This window comes from Candidatus Zixiibacteriota bacterium (assembly GCA_016933955.1).
Lineage (GTDB): Bacteria > Zixibacteria > MSB-5A5 > GN15 > PGXB01 > JAFGTT01.
Genome location: JAFGTT010000015.1, coordinates 133,567 through 150,619, shown reverse-complemented (window position 1 = coordinate 150,619; position 17,053 = coordinate 133,567). Strand labels below are relative to the sequence as shown.

Annotated in this window: 14 protein-coding genes; 13 read left to right on the top strand and 1 reads right to left on the bottom strand. The window is 47.6% G+C overall.

Annotated features, from left to right (window positions below):
- The first annotated feature begins 28 nt into the window (after positions 1 to 28).
- Complete coding sequence (locus tag JXQ28_05600; protein ID MBN2277203.1) at positions 29 to 2,356, top strand: hypothetical protein; 2,328 nt, start codon at positions 29 to 31, stop codon at positions 2,354 to 2,356.
- A 51-nt stretch (positions 2,357 to 2,407) separates the two neighbouring features.
- On the opposite strand, the gene JXQ28_05595 is transcribed toward JXQ28_05600, so the two are convergent.
- On the bottom strand, positions 2,408 to 4,654 hold the full coding sequence (locus JXQ28_05595; GenBank protein MBN2277202.1) for a glycosyltransferase family 39 protein: 2,247 nt from the start codon (positions 4,652 to 4,654) through the stop codon (positions 2,408 to 2,410).
- 222 nt (positions 4,655 to 4,876) lie between these two features.
- Here JXQ28_05595 and JXQ28_05590 point away from each other — a divergent pair, with 222 nt between their 5' ends.
- The 12 genes from JXQ28_05590 (at position 4,877) to tatA (ending at position 17,053) form a co-directional block, all read left to right on the top strand.
- Complete coding sequence (locus JXQ28_05590; GenBank protein ID MBN2277201.1) at positions 4,877 to 7,792, top strand: S8 family serine peptidase; 2,916 nt, start codon at positions 4,877 to 4,879, stop codon at positions 7,790 to 7,792.
- Between the two features lie 51 nt (positions 7,793 to 7,843).
- Positions 7,844 to 10,570, top strand: coding sequence for a M6 family metalloprotease domain-containing protein (locus JXQ28_05585; GenBank protein ID MBN2277200.1), 2,727 nt, complete (start codon positions 7,844 to 7,846; stop codon positions 10,568 to 10,570).
- Positions 10,571 to 10,696: 126 nt separating this feature from the next.
- On the top strand, positions 10,697 to 11,497 hold the full coding sequence (locus tag JXQ28_05580) for an energy-coupling factor transporter transmembrane protein EcfT (protein ID MBN2277199.1): 801 nt from the start codon (positions 10,697 to 10,699) through the stop codon (positions 11,495 to 11,497).
- Positions 11,498 to 11,502: 5 nt separating this feature from the next.
- Positions 11,503 to 12,243: a tRNA pseudouridine(38-40) synthase TruA gene (gene truA / locus JXQ28_05575; GenBank protein ID MBN2277198.1), complete on the top strand. Its 741-nt coding sequence runs from the start codon at positions 11,503 to 11,505 to the stop codon at positions 12,241 to 12,243.
- A gap of 18 nt (positions 12,244 to 12,261) precedes the next feature.
- Complete coding sequence (gene fsa / locus JXQ28_05570) at positions 12,262 to 12,909, top strand: fructose-6-phosphate aldolase (GenBank protein MBN2277197.1); 648 nt, start codon at positions 12,262 to 12,264, stop codon at positions 12,907 to 12,909.
- Positions 12,906 to 14,201: an adenylosuccinate lyase gene (locus tag JXQ28_05565; GenBank protein MBN2277196.1), complete on the top strand. Its 1,296-nt coding sequence runs from the start codon at positions 12,906 to 12,908 to the stop codon at positions 14,199 to 14,201. The genes fsa and JXQ28_05565 overlap by 4 nt, the downstream gene beginning before the upstream one ends.
- Positions 14,198 to 14,845: a phosphatidylserine decarboxylase family protein gene (locus JXQ28_05560; GenBank protein ID MBN2277195.1), complete on the top strand. Its 648-nt coding sequence runs from the start codon at positions 14,198 to 14,200 to the stop codon at positions 14,843 to 14,845. The genes JXQ28_05565 and JXQ28_05560 overlap by 4 nt, the downstream gene beginning before the upstream one ends.
- A 60-nt stretch (positions 14,846 to 14,905) precedes the next feature.
- Positions 14,906 to 15,625, top strand: a complete 720-nt coding sequence (gene pssA / locus JXQ28_05555; GenBank protein ID MBN2277194.1) for a CDP-diacylglycerol--serine O-phosphatidyltransferase — start codon at positions 14,906 to 14,908, stop codon at positions 15,623 to 15,625.
- Entirely contained in the window at positions 15,615 to 15,860 is a 246-nt protein-coding gene (gene purS / locus JXQ28_05550) for a phosphoribosylformylglycinamidine synthase subunit PurS (GenBank protein ID MBN2277193.1), read from the top strand. The genes pssA and purS overlap by 11 nt, the downstream gene beginning before the upstream one ends.
- A 1-nt stretch (position 15,861) precedes the next feature.
- The gene (gene purQ, locus JXQ28_05545) at positions 15,862 to 16,572 is read left to right on the top strand and encodes a phosphoribosylformylglycinamidine synthase subunit PurQ (GenBank protein MBN2277192.1); all 711 of its coding nucleotides are present in this window, start codon (positions 15,862 to 15,864) and stop codon (positions 16,570 to 16,572) included.
- Positions 16,559 to 16,825: a DUF4321 domain-containing protein gene (locus tag JXQ28_05540; GenBank protein MBN2277191.1), complete on the top strand. Its 267-nt coding sequence runs from the start codon at positions 16,559 to 16,561 to the stop codon at positions 16,823 to 16,825. Before purQ ends, JXQ28_05540 begins: the two co-directional genes overlap by 14 nt.
- 27 nt (positions 16,826 to 16,852) lie before the next feature.
- A complete protein-coding gene (tatA, locus tag JXQ28_05535) occupies positions 16,853 to 17,053 on the top strand; it encodes a twin-arginine translocase TatA/TatE family subunit (protein MBN2277190.1) in 201 nt (66 codons plus the stop codon).

The window sequence follows — 17,053 nt, the reverse complement described above, 5'->3', positions numbered from 1 at the left end:
CCAAACATGAAAAAGATGGAGGAAATATATGAAGCGGATGCTGGTCATAATGTCCGCCTTGTTGCTGTCGGTATCGGTGATTATCGGAAGCGGGTGCGATCGCGAGATTAAAGGACCGGAACGATTCAATATGCTCCCGGAAGTCAAGTTCGTCAATATTCCGGCGGCCGGGGCGAAGTTTTCGGCGGATACTCCGCTTTACTGGTATGGGACCGATGTCGATGGTTTCATTGTCCAATTCCGTTATGCTGTTGTCGAGAGCGTGGTCGTGGGTGATGACCCGCTGACGTATATCGAGACGGCGGCGGAATCATCGATTGACTGGATTGTTCTGGATGTTGACGTGAACGATCCTCAGACCAATGATGAGGTTAAAATGTCGGCGGATGTATCCGACCCGGTCAGGAAGTATGTGGCCTCGTATGTATTTGTTCAGGCCATTGACAATCTGGGCGCCAAGTCGGTGTTCAATTCGGACAATATGCGGATGTTTTTCAAGAACAATCATTTTCCCAACACGTCGATTTCTTCGAGAAACATTAGTGATCCTTATGTTAATGCCACGACAACATCAGGGGTATTGCAGGGTGTAACCATATCCTGGAGCGGTTCGGATGAAATCGATTATCCTCGTAATGCACCGCCTTTTGAGTTCCAGTGGAAATTCTACGGGCCGTTTACGGATGCGGAGATGGATTTGATCGATTCGGTGGCTATTTTGCCGGTGTTTACCGATATTTACGGTGATTTTTATTATCTTGGTGATTATTACCGGGTAATCAGCAAGATTGACACGACCATTGCCGGGGATCCACCCGATACCACCATTGATACCACCTACAATGAGATTCTGGTGGACACCCTGGGTCGCGGCAATCCGTATGGCGAGTGGAATGATTTTCTTTATCTGGACACTATTGCGGAATACGATTTGGATAAATTGATTGAGGAGTCCTATGATCCTCTGACCGGGGAACCGTGGGTGTCCGACCAGTCGGCGCAGATATTTGATGTTTATCGTGATGCGCCGGTGTCGGATACTACCGAGCAGTATAACTTTTTGATCTGGTGTCAATCGCGAGATGATTCGAAGGTTCCCGATCCGGTTCCGGCCTATAAATGGGTTTCGGTTATCAATCCCAAATTCGAGCGGGATGTCATAATTATTGATGCAAGTGCATATAAATCAAATACATCAGGTTTCTGGAACTGGCCAGTTTTCCCGCAAAAGGTGAAATCTGGAGCCACCTGGTATGCTGATACCACCAAACCGGTAGTCCGGGATGTTTTTGGGGCAATGATCGATGACTGGGCCGGTTATGATGCTTTTAATTCGGATTCCCTTCTACCGGATGCCGTGTATGAACTGGATGATGGAGGCACATGTACTGAATTATTGGAAAAGTATGGAGTTACTCAGGATTACTATCCAATAGCGAAGTTGACCAGATGCGAAGATAAAGGTTTCCCCCCCGTACTCCTTAGAGATATTCTTAAACACAAGATTGTTATTCTTATTAAAGATAATTCGGGTGGATCACTGCAAATGAATAGCCATGTGATGCTATCGATTATGGATGGTCTTAATGCCGGGATGAGTTGTCTTTCGATGATTCGCGCTCCCTTTATGGATTTTTTTTATGATACAACCTCAGGTGGTTTATATCAGGAGGTTCCGGCGATATACCAGGCCTATTTCGGAATCCAGAGGATGTGGCATACTGGCTGGCAGGGGCAAGTAAATTTTAGTAATGATGACCGTCGCCGGATCGAAGATTTTGTCGGTGCAATTCCATTGACAACAGCTGGAGACGGTTTACCATATTTGCCGATTGATACGATTCTACTGGTAAATAGATACCTCTGGATGCCGGGGTTTGGTTACCTCCAATATGATTATTATTGTCCTGAAGATAGCAGTATTATACTCGGTGCTCTGCCGGAAGTTGGTTTTGTGGAACGGAATCTGTACGCCGACCCACTTTATCTCTATCAATCGAAATATCTCGATTCGACACCGCGTCTTATTGAAAAGTGCGGAATACCCGATGTCAGGTTTGGACATGAAGCTAAATTCAATGGAACGGTAGTTGCGGTTAGATATAATACAGGTCTTTTCCGGACGTCACATTTTTCGTTCTCTCTTCTGCCGATTGATCCCGATTCAGCTCAGGAAGCCTTCAGTACCATTATGGATTGGCTGGCCGTTCAGCCGTTTATCCAGACTGGCAAAATTGCTCCGGGAGCGGCCAGGGTTGATGTGGAGGGATTCAGGAGACTTACCGACGAGATGCATGAACTCAAGAAGCAGGGTTTGCTTGGAAGTATGCTGGATAATGTCGGATCTGATGATTAATTGATTCAGGATTCAAAACCGGCCGGGGATTATCAATGTCCCCGGCCTTTTTTATGGCTGTTGGTTGATAATCGCCCGAATGATTTCGTTGTCGGGGAATTTATTCCGGGCGATATGGATAATATCAAGGGCCTGATCGCGGCGTCCGGTCATCAGGAAGGCATTATATAAATTGATATAGGCCTCGGCCAGATTGGAATCGAGGGCGATGGCCAGACGGCTTTTTTCAAGAGATAAATCCAGACGGTTTTGAAGTCCATAGATATATCCCAACTGATAGGCCGCCCGGGCTTTGAGTTTCAATATTGTCCTGTTGCCATCGGGAGAATATCCGAAAGCGCGATCATCGGTTTCAATAGCTGGTTCGCCGGTTTCCATGACATGATTGAGATAATCAATGGCTCGATCAAAATCTTTCCACTGGCTCAGGACAAGGCCGGCTTCGAGATCTACCTCGGTATGAGATTCGGGAATTCGATTAATTCGCTCCAGAGTACGATTGAAGAGCAAAGTATCGTTTACAACCGCGCTGAGACGAAGCAAAATCAAGTATGGATCATCGAAATATGGTTTCAGTGAAATGGCTCGCTCGGCCATCCTGCCGGCATTATCGTAATCATGCCGGGTGAAATATAGCGAGGCCAGATCGGCAAAGGCACGGGCATTGCCGGGCTCAAGCTCCAGTTCCCGTCGGAGATAAAACTCAGCGGAGTCACCCCGGCCTGTTTTAAGAAAGGCCGCTCCGAGATTGAGATTGGCATCGGGATAACGAGGATCATCACTGAGTGTCATGCGATAGTAATCAACAGCCCGCTCCATATCGCCCAATGCGAGATAATAATTGCCTTTGCTGAAAGCCCCCCCGGCGCGGCTGTCATGACGCATGCGATAGAAATTGGTTTGGGAAAGGGTGAATGCAATAATTGCCGCTGTCACGGCAATGGCGGGATATTTTAAATTGGACCGATGTTTTATTGATGCGAATATCGATTCAAGGCCAACCCCGCCAAAGATTATTATTAATGGAATGACCGGCAGGCGGAAACGGGCATTTATGAAGAACAATGATATTAACAAAAAATACCCGACGATAAGGAGGAAAACCATTTTTATTTGTGGCATAATCCCGCCAAGAGCAAACAGGAAAATTATCCCGGCCGCCGCCAGACTCAGGATAAAGCCGTAATTTAACGGAATTATTCTTAAAATCAGGAAACCATCGAAAAAAGCACTTATATTTTTGTTGTTCGAGACCTCGAAATCATTCATGCAATAATAGAGTTTTTTGGCGTACAATTTAATAAAGTCTATTTTGTTATGAGTAATCCAGTCAATAGCCTTTGAGGTCCAGAATGCCGAAACCCCGGAGGGCTTAAGTGACCGGCCTGTCTCCTTTTCGGCCAGATAATTAATATCGCTGATCTGCCAGCTGTTGCCGTATGGGGGCGGCAGGGAAGCGGTCAAGCCATCGGAGGAAGCATTGTTGCCGATATAGAAATTAATTCCCCCCGAGGAAGATATCAACACGAAATCATTGCCGACAATCTTATTCCTGATGGTGATCGGGGCTATAACAACAATCATCAATAAAAATGTAATGGCAATTCCGAGCAATACCGACCTGATATTTTTGCTGTCGAGGATAATCCAGATCAGGTAAAGAGGAATCAGGCCAAGAATGAGGGGTCGCGTGATGGCGGCGAATCCGAGAATTAAACCAAGAAAAACATAGTGATGATATTTTTTATTTTTCGGACTACTGATAAGGATCAGGATTGACAGCTCGAAGAATAAGGTGAACAAGTTATCGACCAAAAGCTCGCTTTCAAAAAAGATGGCGATCGGATAGAGGGCATGGATCAGTGCGGCCATCAAACCGACCGGGCGATTGAAAAGCCTGCGGCCGATCAGGTATGTCAGAAAGACAGAGATAAGGCCGACCAAGTGACCGAAAATCCTTGCGGCCAGAAGCGATGGTCCGGCGATGGCATAGATTAGCCCCAGGATGTAAATGTAAAAAGGCGCCCGGAAAAAAACCTGATCTCCGATAATATTGCCGAAAGCAATCGAAATGGCCCAGCGATGATGGAAAAGCGAATCAACTACCAGTTGATTCCATTCCGGGCTGTTATAGTATTCCATCAGAAAAATCAGTCGAATCAATCCGGCCAATATCAGGATGAGTATTATGGGATGTTTTTTAAGAAGTCCCGCAAGCCGTTTCATATCCCCAAAATAATCAACAATCAGTTTCAAGACAACAAAGAGATTAATCTGCAAGGAAGTTCTCACTTGCATATCATCTCACCGATATGCAAATCCCAGGAAATCGAATGATCCTGCTGTGCATATTTCGCCCGTTTTTAGGAAGAAACGTAAGTCATGGCCGGGCAATGAGATAGTGTATCGTCAGGGCTTGATGTGTGAATTTTCCAGCGGTAACATATCATTATTCTTTTGATTTTTCTTCCGGCACGCCGGTTGCGCGATAAGGTTTTGGTTTTATTTGAGGAGACTGAGATGAATCGCTTATCTGCAAAAATATCATGGATTTTGACCAATATCGGTCTGATTCTGATTTCAGCAGGATTGCTTCAGGCGGCTGAATTGTCGCCTTCACTGAACGATATTCTTATTAATCCGATCGAGGACGATTCTCTTATCTCTATTATTATCTTTGTCGATGATGATGCGGGTCGCGATTATGCCGCCAGGACTTCGACTATGCCGGGAATGACTCTGAAAGAACGGCATTTTAATGTTATTGAGAATCTTAAAGCGGCCAATCCGGCGGCGACTCAGAATATAAAAAACGAAATTCTGGGAATTTATCCCGTGGCGAATATTCGCAGTTATTGGGTTGCACCGGCTCTTGTTTTCGAGATCCCTGTTTCAAAACTCGACCGAATTGCCGCAATCAGCGGGATTGCATCGATTATTGAAAACGGTCAGGCTGAACTCATCGAACCGGTTGATGAAACTCCGGTTTCGATGACGGCCAAGATGGCCACCGTTTACAGCCATCTGACCGCCCTTAATATTCCAGCAGTGTGGCAGAAGGGCATTACGGGCAAAGGACGGCTGGTGTGTAGTTTTGATACCGGGGTGGAAGGGACGCACCCGGCCCTGAGCAGTAAATGGCGGGGATGGACGACCGGAAGTGAGGCGGCTTTCTTTGCTCCCAATTCGACCGATACCATACCCTTCGATAAGACCGGCCACGGGACGCATACCATGGGACTGATGGTGGGCAGTACCAGAATCGACAGTTTCGGGGTCGCGCCGGGAGCGGAATGGATTACGGCGGCCGTTATCGATCAGGGACAGACTCTGAGCCGCACTATCGAGGATATTCTATTGGCCTTTCAGTGGGCTATGGATCCGGACGGCAATTCGGCTACCATCGATGATATGCCGGACGTGATTTTGAATAGCTGGGGGATTCCGACCTCACTTATGCAGCCCTGCGACCAGACTTTCTACCAGGTGATTGATAATGTTGAGGCGGCCGGGATCGTAACCATTTTTGCGGCCGGTAATGAAGGTCCGGATGCGATGTCACTTCGGATTCCGGCTAACAGGGCCAGCTCCCTGCTAAATTCTTTTGCGGTGGGGGCTATCGATCATACCACCAACACCATCGCCAGTTTTTCCAGCCGCGGACCATCGAGTTGTGATACCACTCAGATCAAGCCGGAGGTTGTGGCCCCGGGCGTTTCGATTTATTCCTCGACCAAAAACAGCAGTTATGTTTTGAAAAGCGGAACGTCGATGGCGGCGCCGTTGATCGCCGGGATGGTGGCCCTGTTCCGTCAGTACAACCCCGATGTTACCGTGTCCGAAATAAAAAATGCCATTCTGGAATCATGCCATGACCTGGGGGCAACCGGGGAAGACAATATGTACGGTCATGGTCTGCCCGATGCCGATCTGGCGCTTCAGTATCTTCCCTCGCCTCCGGCCCCGGATATCTATATCAGCGCCCATTATATCGGGGGCGATAAGATTGCCGATCCCGGCGAGACCTTCGATTTATATATGCGTCTCGAGATTCCTTCCGGGGAGATCGATTCGGTTCAGGCGGAACTGGTTTGTTTTGAAGAAGGGGTTGAAATAATCAACAACCGGACCCTGTTCGTCTTTCAGCAGAAAAACACTTCGGCGGTGAACCTGACGCCGTTTGAGATAAATTTCGCCGACGCCTTTTTCAACGGTCAGAAAATTCCTTTTAAGTTGCTCATAACCTTTCCATACAGTGAGGAAATCGATACTCTGGCTCTGGAAATAACAGTCGGCCATGAACCGGCGGGAAATATGGTTACTCATGTGACACCCAGGCTCGAGGCGACGGTGTCCGATATCGGCCAGATCGGTTATGGAACGGGATCGATATTCCCGGCCGGGGAAAGCGGTTTTACGCTGGATCAGTCCGAAAACCTACTCTATGAAGCCGGTATAATTGTCGGACGGAGCGCGGTGCAGTTATCATCATCGGTGCGCGACACCCAGGCTTATGCCTATGAATCGGATTTCTCGCCGCTCCAGGAATTGGCAACCAGTTATCCCGATATTGACGGCGGTTTCCGGAGTTATTGCCGGATGGTTGATACCGAATCCGATCTTCCCTTGCCGGTATCGATTTCGCAGTCGATGTCGAGTTATAATGATTCGGGCAATGATAATTTCATCATTATTAAATATTACCTGGTGAATAATACCCTTACGGCCATGAACAATGTCTATTTCGGTTTCCTGGCCGATTTCGATCTTGATGACAGCGGTGACCGGGTCGGTTTCGATACCGGAAGCGATATGGTTTACCAGACGGGCGATGGCCTTTATACGGGTTTGCTTCCGCTGACGAAATATAACGGCATCTTATCCATGAAAAACGACGGCGGCAAAATCGGACTGGATAGACAGACCAAATTCGCCTATATTTCTTCTGAAGGAATTCTAATCGATGATACTGCTGACGCTGATTTTATGACGATTGTGTCTTTCGGACCTTTTAATCTGGCTTCGGGCGATTCGGTGGAAGTCGCCCTGGCGATGCTGGCCGCGCGCGGTATGGATGAACTGGTGTCTTCAGTCAATCGGGCCATTGACCGTTATACAGGATTCACCGAGGTTCAGGAATCACAGGGAATATTGCCGGCCAGTTTTGTTCTGGATCAGAATTATCCCAATCCGTTTAATCCCACAACGACCATTGCCTTTGAATTGAACCGAACCTCAAAGGTCGAATTGACCATCTTCAATACACTGGGGCAAAAAGTCCGGACGCTGTACGACGGTGTGGTTACGACCGGGTACCATGAAATTACCTGGGACGGGCGCAATTCCGGGGGAGAGGAAGTCGGTTCGGGGATTTATTTCTATCGCTTAAGATGCGGTTCCAGCGTTGAAACCAAAAAAATGATGCTGATAAAATAGATGGACTCAGATCCAAAAATTAAAATTATAATTACTCGCGGGATATGAATAATGAGTACAGTCGTTAAAATTGGAATATCGACCCTGGTGATCATGCTTGCTGTCATGATCGGGGTAGAAGTTCACGCGGTTCAGATTACTCCGGAGGCGCGTGAGAAACTCGAAATAGACGGTCTTTTGCAGGATTACATTACGATTCTCCGGGATGCCAAGACGCTTGGCCTTAATAGCGCCGGGGAAATTGACCGGCCCAGACGTATGGCTACCTCGAGTGATGATGTCGATACCCTGACTATCATGGTCCTGCTGGTGGATTTCGCCGATAGCGCTTACACCGCCGGCGATGTGGCCGGAACCGTGGCCGAGTTCGATTCGATTCTATTTTCCACCGGAAGACTCAATCCGACCGGTTCGATGACCGAGTACTATCTTGAAAATTCTTATGGTAAAATGCTTATCAAGGGGCAGGTTTATGGCTGGTTGAGAATGCCGCGCCCGTATTTCTATTATGTGGATGGGCAGGGGGGGATAGGGAGTATTTTCCCGACCAATTCTCGCGGGCTGGCCTATGATGCCATCAATGTGGCTGATTCGGTCGGTATCGACTTTTCCCTGTTCGATACTTATGGTCCTTCCGGTATGCCGGATGGTGAAATTGACGGTCTGGCAATCGTTCACGCCGGTCCGGGAATGGAATTAACCGGGAATCTCAATGATATGGCTTCACATAAATGGGATCTTGGTTCCTACGCCACTTACAAGGATGGCATTTATATAAATGAATACACCATCCAGCCGGAAGAATATTACAGCAGTGCCTCACTTTCTCCGATCGGGGTATTCTGTCATGAGTTTGGTCATGTGCTGGGCTTACCGGATTTATACGATATCGATTATGATCCATCGACCTCAGCCGGGGTCGGTCTCTGGTCGGTTATGGGAACAGGAGTTTATAAGGGGGCCGGTCGGATTCCATCGCATTTCGATGCCTGGTGCAAGACTTTCCTTGGTTTTGTCGATCCGATTGAAGTTTACTCCAATTTAACCGATGTTGAGATTCCACAGGCAGAAAATAATCCGGTGGTATATCGGCTCTGGAAGAATGGTGTTTATGGACCGGAGTACTTCCTGGTTGAGAATCGGCAGAAAACGGGATTTGATTCCTTATTAATTGGGGAGGGGTTGCTGATTTATCATGTCGATGACAATGCTACTTTTAATAATACTAATGTCAACCGTTACCATGTGGCGGTGGAACAGGCCGACGGGCAGTATCAACTGGAATATGCGGCCAATAACGAGGGGGATCCGGGCGATCCCTGGCCCGGCTCAACAGCCAAAAGGTCGTTTGATGATCTGACGGTTCCGAGCAGCCGGGGTTATGGAAATGTCATCACCGAAGTGGCGGTCTGGGATATCTCCGACTCGGATTCACTGATGACGGCCAATCTTGATATTGAATGGTCAAGGCCGAATCTGGAGTTGTACACTTACGATTTTTCAGATGAGAATCTCAACGGTTTGCTTGAACCGGGAGAGATGGTGGAGTTTCATTTCCAGATAAAGAATTACTGGTTGACAGCCGGGGATGTTACGGTCTCCATGACTTCCAATGATCCCGGAATAATATTCAGCACTCCTTCGGTCGATCTGGCATATTTTCTTGGCGACGGTTACGTCACCAGCAGTACGGCACCGATTATTATGGAAATTCCGGATACGTTGACGCCAACCTTCGATTCCTTTTATGTTCATATCGAAAGCGATGGCGGAAATTTCGATTTCAATATCGAGCAACAGGTCGGCAAAGCGCAGATCCTGATTGTCGATGATGACCGGGGATCGAGTTATGATACTCTTTATGTCGGCGATCTGTACCGTCGTCTGATCCCGGCCGATATCTGGCATAAGGCCACTTCGGGGACGCCGCCGGCCGTTGTCTTAAATGATTATGAAATGGTTTTCTGGTTCACCGGAGATACGTCTCTTGATCTTCTGCAAACCAACGATATAAATGCCATCCGGCAGTATCTCGATAACCAGGGCAAACTGTTTCTGACCGGGCAGGGTTTAGCCGGTGAACTTCATGCCGAGGATTCGGCTTTCCTCGAAAATTATCTGCACGCCCGATATGTTTCCGATCTCTTTTCTCCTTTCCAGGATGGTGTCGATGGGTCACCGATTGGCAACGGACTGCAGATAAGATATTACAGCGATGCCAACCAGATCTATACCTGGGCCGAAAAAATCGAGCCGGTTAATGGAGCGGTACCGGTATTTCATTATCGCTATTATACCGATGGTTACACCTCGTTGAGTTTTGCCGGTTCGTACAAGGTGGTTTTCTTTGACTGGGGTTATGAGGGAATCGATAATAATTCCTCCAAGTTCGATGGTCGCGATACCGTCCTGGCGGGCATTCTTAATTTCTTTGGAGATTTCACTACGGCCTTAAACGACAATGAAGATGATGTTTTATTACCGCGGAATTTTGAATTGGGCCAGAATTATCCCAATCCGTTCAATCCGACCACCACTATCAGTTACACTATCCGGCAGAGCGATAGCCATCAGATGTCCAACACCGTCTTGACCATATTTAATCTTCTGGGGCAGGAAGTCAGAACCCTGGTCGATCAGCCCCAGCGTCCGGGCAATTATCAGGTAGAATGGGACGGCGCCGATAACAACGGTTTTCAGGCGGCCAGCGGCATATATTTCTATCGCCTGAATCACGGGAATGACGCTGAAACGAAAAAAATGATGCTTCTCAAATAAAACCATATATTTCAACGGAAGTATCTTAAGGGGCCGCCCGATATCGGGGCGGCTTTTCTATTTAAAGTATCATTTGACAGGGAGGTCATAACCGGTTAGATTCAACATTCTAACAGGGAAAGTCATATGAGCAGTCGCTATTTAATCGGACAATATCATCCGTCGGAGTCATGGGGGCATCGGCTCGATCCGCGAGGAAAGTTGTGGTTAGCCGTTTTTCTTATGGTGATATCGGTTTTCACCTCATCGGCGCTTTTTTATGTTTGTTTGATAGCCGGCCTGATTATTCTTTTATTGATCTCTGATATATCACCGGCTATGATCGCCCGGAATATCCGTCCGTTTATAATCCTGGTGGCTGTGACGGCCATATACCATTTGTTATTTTCGGCCCGTAATACCGACACGTGGTTTACGATCTGGGGATTTCGATTGACCGAGGGAGGAATAAATCTGGCTCTTTCGTTTTCCCTGCGGGTGCTGGTTTTTGTGGGAGTGGCCTTTTTCATCTCCCTGACCACCATGCCGGCCGATCTGGCTCAAGCCATGGTTGGGTGGCTGAAACCGCTAAGAAGGATCGGAGTGCCGGCCGAAGATATCGGTTTGATTATATTTATTGCCATGCGTTTTATTCCGGTGCTGGCCGAAGAATTCGACACTATCAAAAAGGCGCAACAGGTCCGAGGGGTAGATTTTGCCGGAGGGTTAATTAATCGAGCCCGTAAAATGGTTTATCTGCTTATTCCGGTATTCCAGTCGGCCATTCGACGGGCAGACGATCTTGCTATAGCTATTGAAGCACGCGGTTATGTCAGCGGTCAGGCTCGTAGTTCTTATATGCAATTCAAATGGCGGGCGGCGGATATTGTTTTTCTGGTGACAGGTACCATGGCGGTTACAGCCCTGTTTATTCTGACGAGGATCTGAAAAATATGGCGGAGAAAAATATTCGACTTGAAATTCAGTACAACGGAACCGATTATTCAGGCTGGCAAGTTCAGAAAAACGCGGTGACCATCCAGGCTGAAATCGAGGCGGCCATTAGAAAGGTTACCGGACTTAAAGTCAACCTGGTGGCGGCGGGAAGAACCGATGCCGGTGTCCACGCCCTGGGCCAGGTGGCCAGTTTCATAATTGATCATTATCTGCCTCCGGAAAAATACCGGCAAGCGTTAAACTTTTATCTCCCTGAATCCATTTTGATTACGTCAGCCAGTGAAGTTGACTTGTCGTTTCATGCCAGGAAATCCGCCCGCTGGCGGGAATACCGCTACCTTATTGGACTTGAAAAATCGGCGCTTTATCGTCAACTTCGCTGGGAATATCTGTATCCGCTGGATATTGAGCGGATGAATGCCATTGCGGCCGAAATTATCGGGCGGCATGATTTTTCGGCTTTTTGTGTGGTTTCTTCTTTGAAGGAAAATAACGATTGCGAGGTTATTTCCAGCGGCTGGAAAGAAAATGGCTCTCAGTTGATTTTTGAGATTCGGGCCAACCGTTTTCTGCATACCATGGTCCGATCGTTAGTCGGGTCGATGGTGGAAGCCGGGAAGGAGAAGGATTACTTGACATTAAATGACTTTCGGGATATTTTGCAATCCTGTGACCATAGAAGAGTAAAAGCAGTTGCCCCGGCGCGCGGATTGTACCTGACGGCGGTGGGTTATTAACTTTTTGAGGTGTTTTTAATGAAGATTTTTATTGATACGGCCAATCTGGATGAAATCAGGCAGGCCAACGATATGGGAATTCTGGATGGGGTGACCACCAACCCATCTTTGCTTGCCAAGGAAAATATGCCCTATCGTGAGCTCCTGACCGAAATTTGCCGGGTGGTGGAAGGCCCGGTCTCGGCCGAAGTGGTGGCCACCGATGCCGTTGGGATGCTTCGGGAAGCCGATGAGTTGAGCTCAATTGCCAAAAATATTACGATCAAGATCCCCTCCACCCGCGAAGGTCTGGTGGCTATAAAAAAACTGACTGAAAAGGGTATTATGACCAATGCCACCCTTTGTTTTTCGCCATTGCAGGCGCTTCTGGTGGCCAAGGCCGGGGCCACGTTCGTATCCCCGTTCGTGGGTCGGCTCGATGATATCCACCAGCCCGGGATGGACTTGATCGACCAGATTGTTGCCATATACGGCAACTATGGTTTTGATACCGAGGTCCTGGTGGCATCGATAAGGAATCCGGTCCATGTGGTCGAGGCCGCCCTGATGGGTGCTGATGTTGCCACGATCCCATTTAAAGTCATCGATCAATTGATGAAACATCCCCTGACCGATATCGGTCTGGCCAAATTCCTCAAGGATTGGGAGAAGGTAAACAAAGGATGATTGCGCGTTATACGCTGCCTGAAATGGGTCATCTCTGGTCGGAGGAGTCGAAATTCCGTCACTGGCTCGAAGTCGAGATAGCTGTCTGCCGCGCCATGGCGGATATGAAGATGGTTCCCCGGAAGGCTCTTGACAACATAGTCAAGAAGGCCAATTTCAACATAAAACGGATCAATGAAATCGAGGCGGAGACCAACCACGATGTTATTGCCTTTTTAAGTTCTGTTGCGGAATTCGTCGGGCCCGACGCCAGATATATTCATTTCGGGATGACATCATCGGATATGCTGGACACGGCCCTGTCACTTCAAATGAAGAAGGCGGCAGGTATAATCGATAAAAAGCTGGGCGAGGCTATCAGCAGAATTAAGAAACTGGCCTTAAAATACAAAATGACTCCGATTATCGGCCGGACTCATGGCGTGGCGGCCGAACCAACAACATTGGGGCTCAAGTTTGCTGTCTGGTTCACGGAACTGGAGCGGGCAAGAGAGCGATTCAGGACTGCGGCTGATCGTATGTCGGTCGGGGCGATTTCGGGCGCGGTCGGCAATTTTGCCAATATTGATCCCGCAATCGAGGCAAAGGTCTGTAAGCTGTTGAAACTTGAGGTGGACAAGGTCTCGACCCAGGTAATTCAGCGGGACCGTCATGCGGAATATATCACTGCCCTGGCCATTCTTATGAGCAGTGTCGAAAAAATCGGCACGGAAATCCGCAATCTTCACCGGACCGAAATCGGCGAAATCCAGGAGGGTTTTGCCAAAGGGCAGAAGGGCTCCTCGGCTATGCCGCATAAGAAGAATCCAATCACTGCTGAACGGCTGTCCGGAATCGCGAGACTGATACGGGGATATGCCGTGACGGGCATGGAAAATATTCCACTCTGGCATGAACGCGATATTGCCCACAGTTCCGCCGAACGGGTCATTATTCCCGATGCTACTATTCTGGCTGATTATGGTCTTAAATTATTGAATGATATTCTCAGCCGTTTGGTTATCAATAAAGGCCGGATGCTTGAAAATATTTATCGCAACGGCGGGATTGTCTTTTCCCAGAGGCTGTTACTTAAACTGACCGAAGCTGTCGGTAACCGTGACCAGGCTTATCGGTTAGTTCAACGCCATGCCATGATAGCGGCGGCAGAAAACGGGAAATTCGACGAGTTGGTCAGCCATGACAAAGAAATATCGAAATATCTTTCGGTCGAAGAAATCGGTGAATGTTTCGATATTTCATATTATTTTAAAAATGTCGATAAAATATTCCGGCGGGTCTTTGGTAAATGATTGCTTCATATGGCATTAAATTTATCGTGGCGGGCTTTTTTCTAACCCTGACAGCAATTCTTTGGGCAAACTGGAAGGATTCGGTCAGTCTTTTTATTATTTCGGTCTGCCTGGCGCTGTTAACCGTTTTTCTGACCTTTTTTTATAGAAATCCGCCGCGAGATATTCCCGAAGACTCCAATCTCATTCTGGCCACGGCCGATGGCCGGATTCTATCGGTTGAGGATATTGAAAACGAATATATCGGGGGTGCCGGAAAAAAAGTCTCGATTTTCATGTCACCTATTAATGTTCATATTAACCGGATACCTGTTTCCGGCCGGGTGGAATATGTTAAGTATGTTCCGGGGAAATTTTTCCGGGCTTTTCTCGATAAAGCCTCCGAGGAAAATGAGCATAACGAAATCGGGCTTGTCTTCAATGGGGGCCGGTTGATTTTCAAACAGATTGCGGGAATTATGGCTCGGCGAATATCATGTACCGCCGTTGCCGATCAGGAAGTCATAGCCGGGGATATATATGGAATGATTCATTTCGGATCGAGAGCGGAGATTTTTCTTCCGGAGGATGTTGAAGTGCTGGTGTCGGCGGACGATAATGTGTTGGCTGGCGAGACTATAATAGGCCGTTATACAAAGAATTAGGGGTTATATTTAAAGATGCAGGTTAGCCAGTTTAAAGGAATTGTGCCGGGCACATTTACCATGGGAAATGTGGTATGCGGCTTTCTTGCCATATTACATGCCTTCGAGGGTGAGATCACGACAGCCTGCTGGTGGATTATTCTGGCGGCATTTCTGGACGGTCTTGATGGAAAAATTGCCAGGTTGTCAGGTTCCACCTCGAATTTCGGTATCGAACTAGATTCCCTGGCCGATTTTCTTTCATTCGGGATTGCCCCGGCCGTGATTATGTATGTCGTCAAACTCAACGCTATGGGCAAATCAGGTTGGGTGATTGGGGTGGTTTTTATAATGGCCGTAAGTTACCGACTGGCTCGTTTTAACCTCCTGGCTCAGACGGAGGAGAAGAAAAAATTTCTCGGGCTACCATCTCCCGGTGCAGCATTGGCTCTGGTTTCTTATGTCATTTTCTGCTATGAAGTGTTCGGGCAGGTCGAATACAGCCAGTATCTGGTGAGTATGATGCTTCTCTTTTCGGCCCTGATGGTGTCGCAGATTGAATATGATGCCATGCCGGATCGGTTTAATTCCCGTAAAAACAGGATTAAGCTTATTTTTATAATTATTGCAGTTATTGCGGCTCTGGCCCGGCCGCGTGTTTTATTGTTTCCTATCTTTGCCGCATATATTATTATTGGTCTTATCAGAGAGGCTTACCGGTTATTCTATCTTGGCGTTGGCTACGTAAAAAAGCGTCAAGGCGGTGACCGGGATGATGACGGAGAAGATGATGAAGAGTAAAAAGGCAGTAGTCTATGTCAGGCTAAAAGATGGTGTTCTTGACCCCCAAGGGGTGACAATTCAGCGGGCCATTGCCAATATGGGCTACGACATGATTAATTCCGTGAAATCCGGACGATTTTTCGAACTGGAAATCTCGGAGAGTGATGGCCGGATAGAAGCCAGGGTAGAAGAAATATGCAGAAAACTTCTGGCCAACCCGGTGATTGAAAATTTCCGGGTGGAGTACGAGTGAAATGAAATTCGGGGTGGTGACATTTCCGGGATCGAATTGCGATTATGATGCTTATTCAGCGGTGAAACTGATCGGCGAGGAAGTGGAATTTCTCTGGCATCAATCAACCGATCTTAATGGCTGTGATGCCATTATCCTGCCTGGGGGATTTTCATATGGCGATTACCTGCGCTCCGGGGCTATAGCCCGGTTTTCGCCGATTATGAAAACGGTGATAAATTTTGCGGAAAACGGGGGATTGGTAATCGGAATCTGCAACGGTTTCCAGGTCCTGGTTGAATCGGGATTACTGCCGGGGGCTTTGATGAGGAATGATCACCTGAGATTTTCATGCAAATATGTCTATATCCGGGTAGAACGGATTGATAATCCTTTTACGGGAGATTGCCGACTCAATCAAGTTCTTAAAATCCCGATTGCCCACAAGGATGGCAATTATTATAATTTTAAGGGAGACTTGGAGAAATTGCAAAAAAACAATCAAATTCTTTTCCGATATTGCGATCCGGAAGGGAATCTGACCAAAACGAGTAATCCCAACGGGTCGATGGAGAATATCGCCGGGATCACCAACCGGGAGGGCAATGTAGTCGGAATGATGCCGCACCCGGAACGAGCGGTCGAAATGATTCTGGGATCAGCCGACGGGTTGTATATATTCAATTCGGTGAAAAAATATTTTAAGGAGAAGATGAAGTTTGAAAACGCGTGAACTTACGTTTATCGTTGTTGCGCTTCTTCTGGGTGCCATTCTCGGAGGTTTCGTAGGTGAATTGATCGGCTCATTTTTGCCGCCCGGGGCGGCCAAAATGCTTTTTACCAAATCGGTCAATATTGGTTTCGAGACCGCCCGGGTTCAATTGTATTCGTTGTCTTTTACTATCGGCCTGATGTTTAAAATAAACTTTGTGTCGGTCCTGGGCGTATTATTGGTTATAATTTACTTTAGATGGTGGTATATATAAGAAAGTATACCCGAGGAGTATGGCAAAATGTTTGGATTGGGCTGGCAGGAGATGCTTATTATCCTGCTGGTTGTCCTGCTGTTATTCGGTGCCAAAAGACTTCCGGAGATAGCTCAGGGTTTGGGCAAGGGAATCCGGGAATTCAAGAAGGCGGTTAAGGACACCCAGGAGGAGATCAAATCAAGCGTGGATGAATCCGATAAAAAGAACGATAAATCGGAAAAATAA

What these genes read in the sequence shown, in the direction of transcription:
- JXQ28_05600 (MBN2277203.1), top strand. Translation starts at nt 29, where the DNA reads ATGAAGCGGATGCTGGTCATAATGTCCGCCTTGTTGCTGTCGGTATCG.
- JXQ28_05595 (MBN2277202.1), bottom strand. Translation starts at nt 4,654, where the DNA reads ATGCAAGTGAGAACTTCCTTGCAGATTAATCTCTTTGTTGTCTTGAAA.
- JXQ28_05590 (MBN2277201.1), top strand. Translation starts at nt 4,877, where the DNA reads ATGAATCGCTTATCTGCAAAAATATCATGGATTTTGACCAATATCGGT.
- JXQ28_05585 (MBN2277200.1), top strand. Translation starts at nt 7,844, where the DNA reads ATGAGTACAGTCGTTAAAATTGGAATATCGACCCTGGTGATCATGCTT.
- JXQ28_05580 (MBN2277199.1), top strand. Translation starts at nt 10,697, where the DNA reads ATGAGCAGTCGCTATTTAATCGGACAATATCATCCGTCGGAGTCATGG.
- truA (MBN2277198.1), top strand. Translation starts at nt 11,503, where the DNA reads ATGGCGGAGAAAAATATTCGACTTGAAATTCAGTACAACGGAACCGAT.
- fsa (MBN2277197.1), top strand. Translation starts at nt 12,262, where the DNA reads ATGAAGATTTTTATTGATACGGCCAATCTGGATGAAATCAGGCAGGCC.
- JXQ28_05565 (MBN2277196.1), top strand. Translation starts at nt 12,906, where the DNA reads ATGATTGCGCGTTATACGCTGCCTGAAATGGGTCATCTCTGGTCGGAG.
- JXQ28_05560 (MBN2277195.1), top strand. Translation starts at nt 14,198, where the DNA reads ATGATTGCTTCATATGGCATTAAATTTATCGTGGCGGGCTTTTTTCTA.
- pssA (MBN2277194.1), top strand. Translation starts at nt 14,906, where the DNA reads ATGGGAAATGTGGTATGCGGCTTTCTTGCCATATTACATGCCTTCGAG.
- purS (MBN2277193.1), top strand. Translation starts at nt 15,615, where the DNA reads ATGAAGAGTAAAAAGGCAGTAGTCTATGTCAGGCTAAAAGATGGTGTT.
- purQ (MBN2277192.1), top strand. Translation starts at nt 15,862, where the DNA reads ATGAAATTCGGGGTGGTGACATTTCCGGGATCGAATTGCGATTATGAT.
- tatA (MBN2277190.1), top strand. Translation starts at nt 16,853, where the DNA reads ATGTTTGGATTGGGCTGGCAGGAGATGCTTATTATCCTGCTGGTTGTC.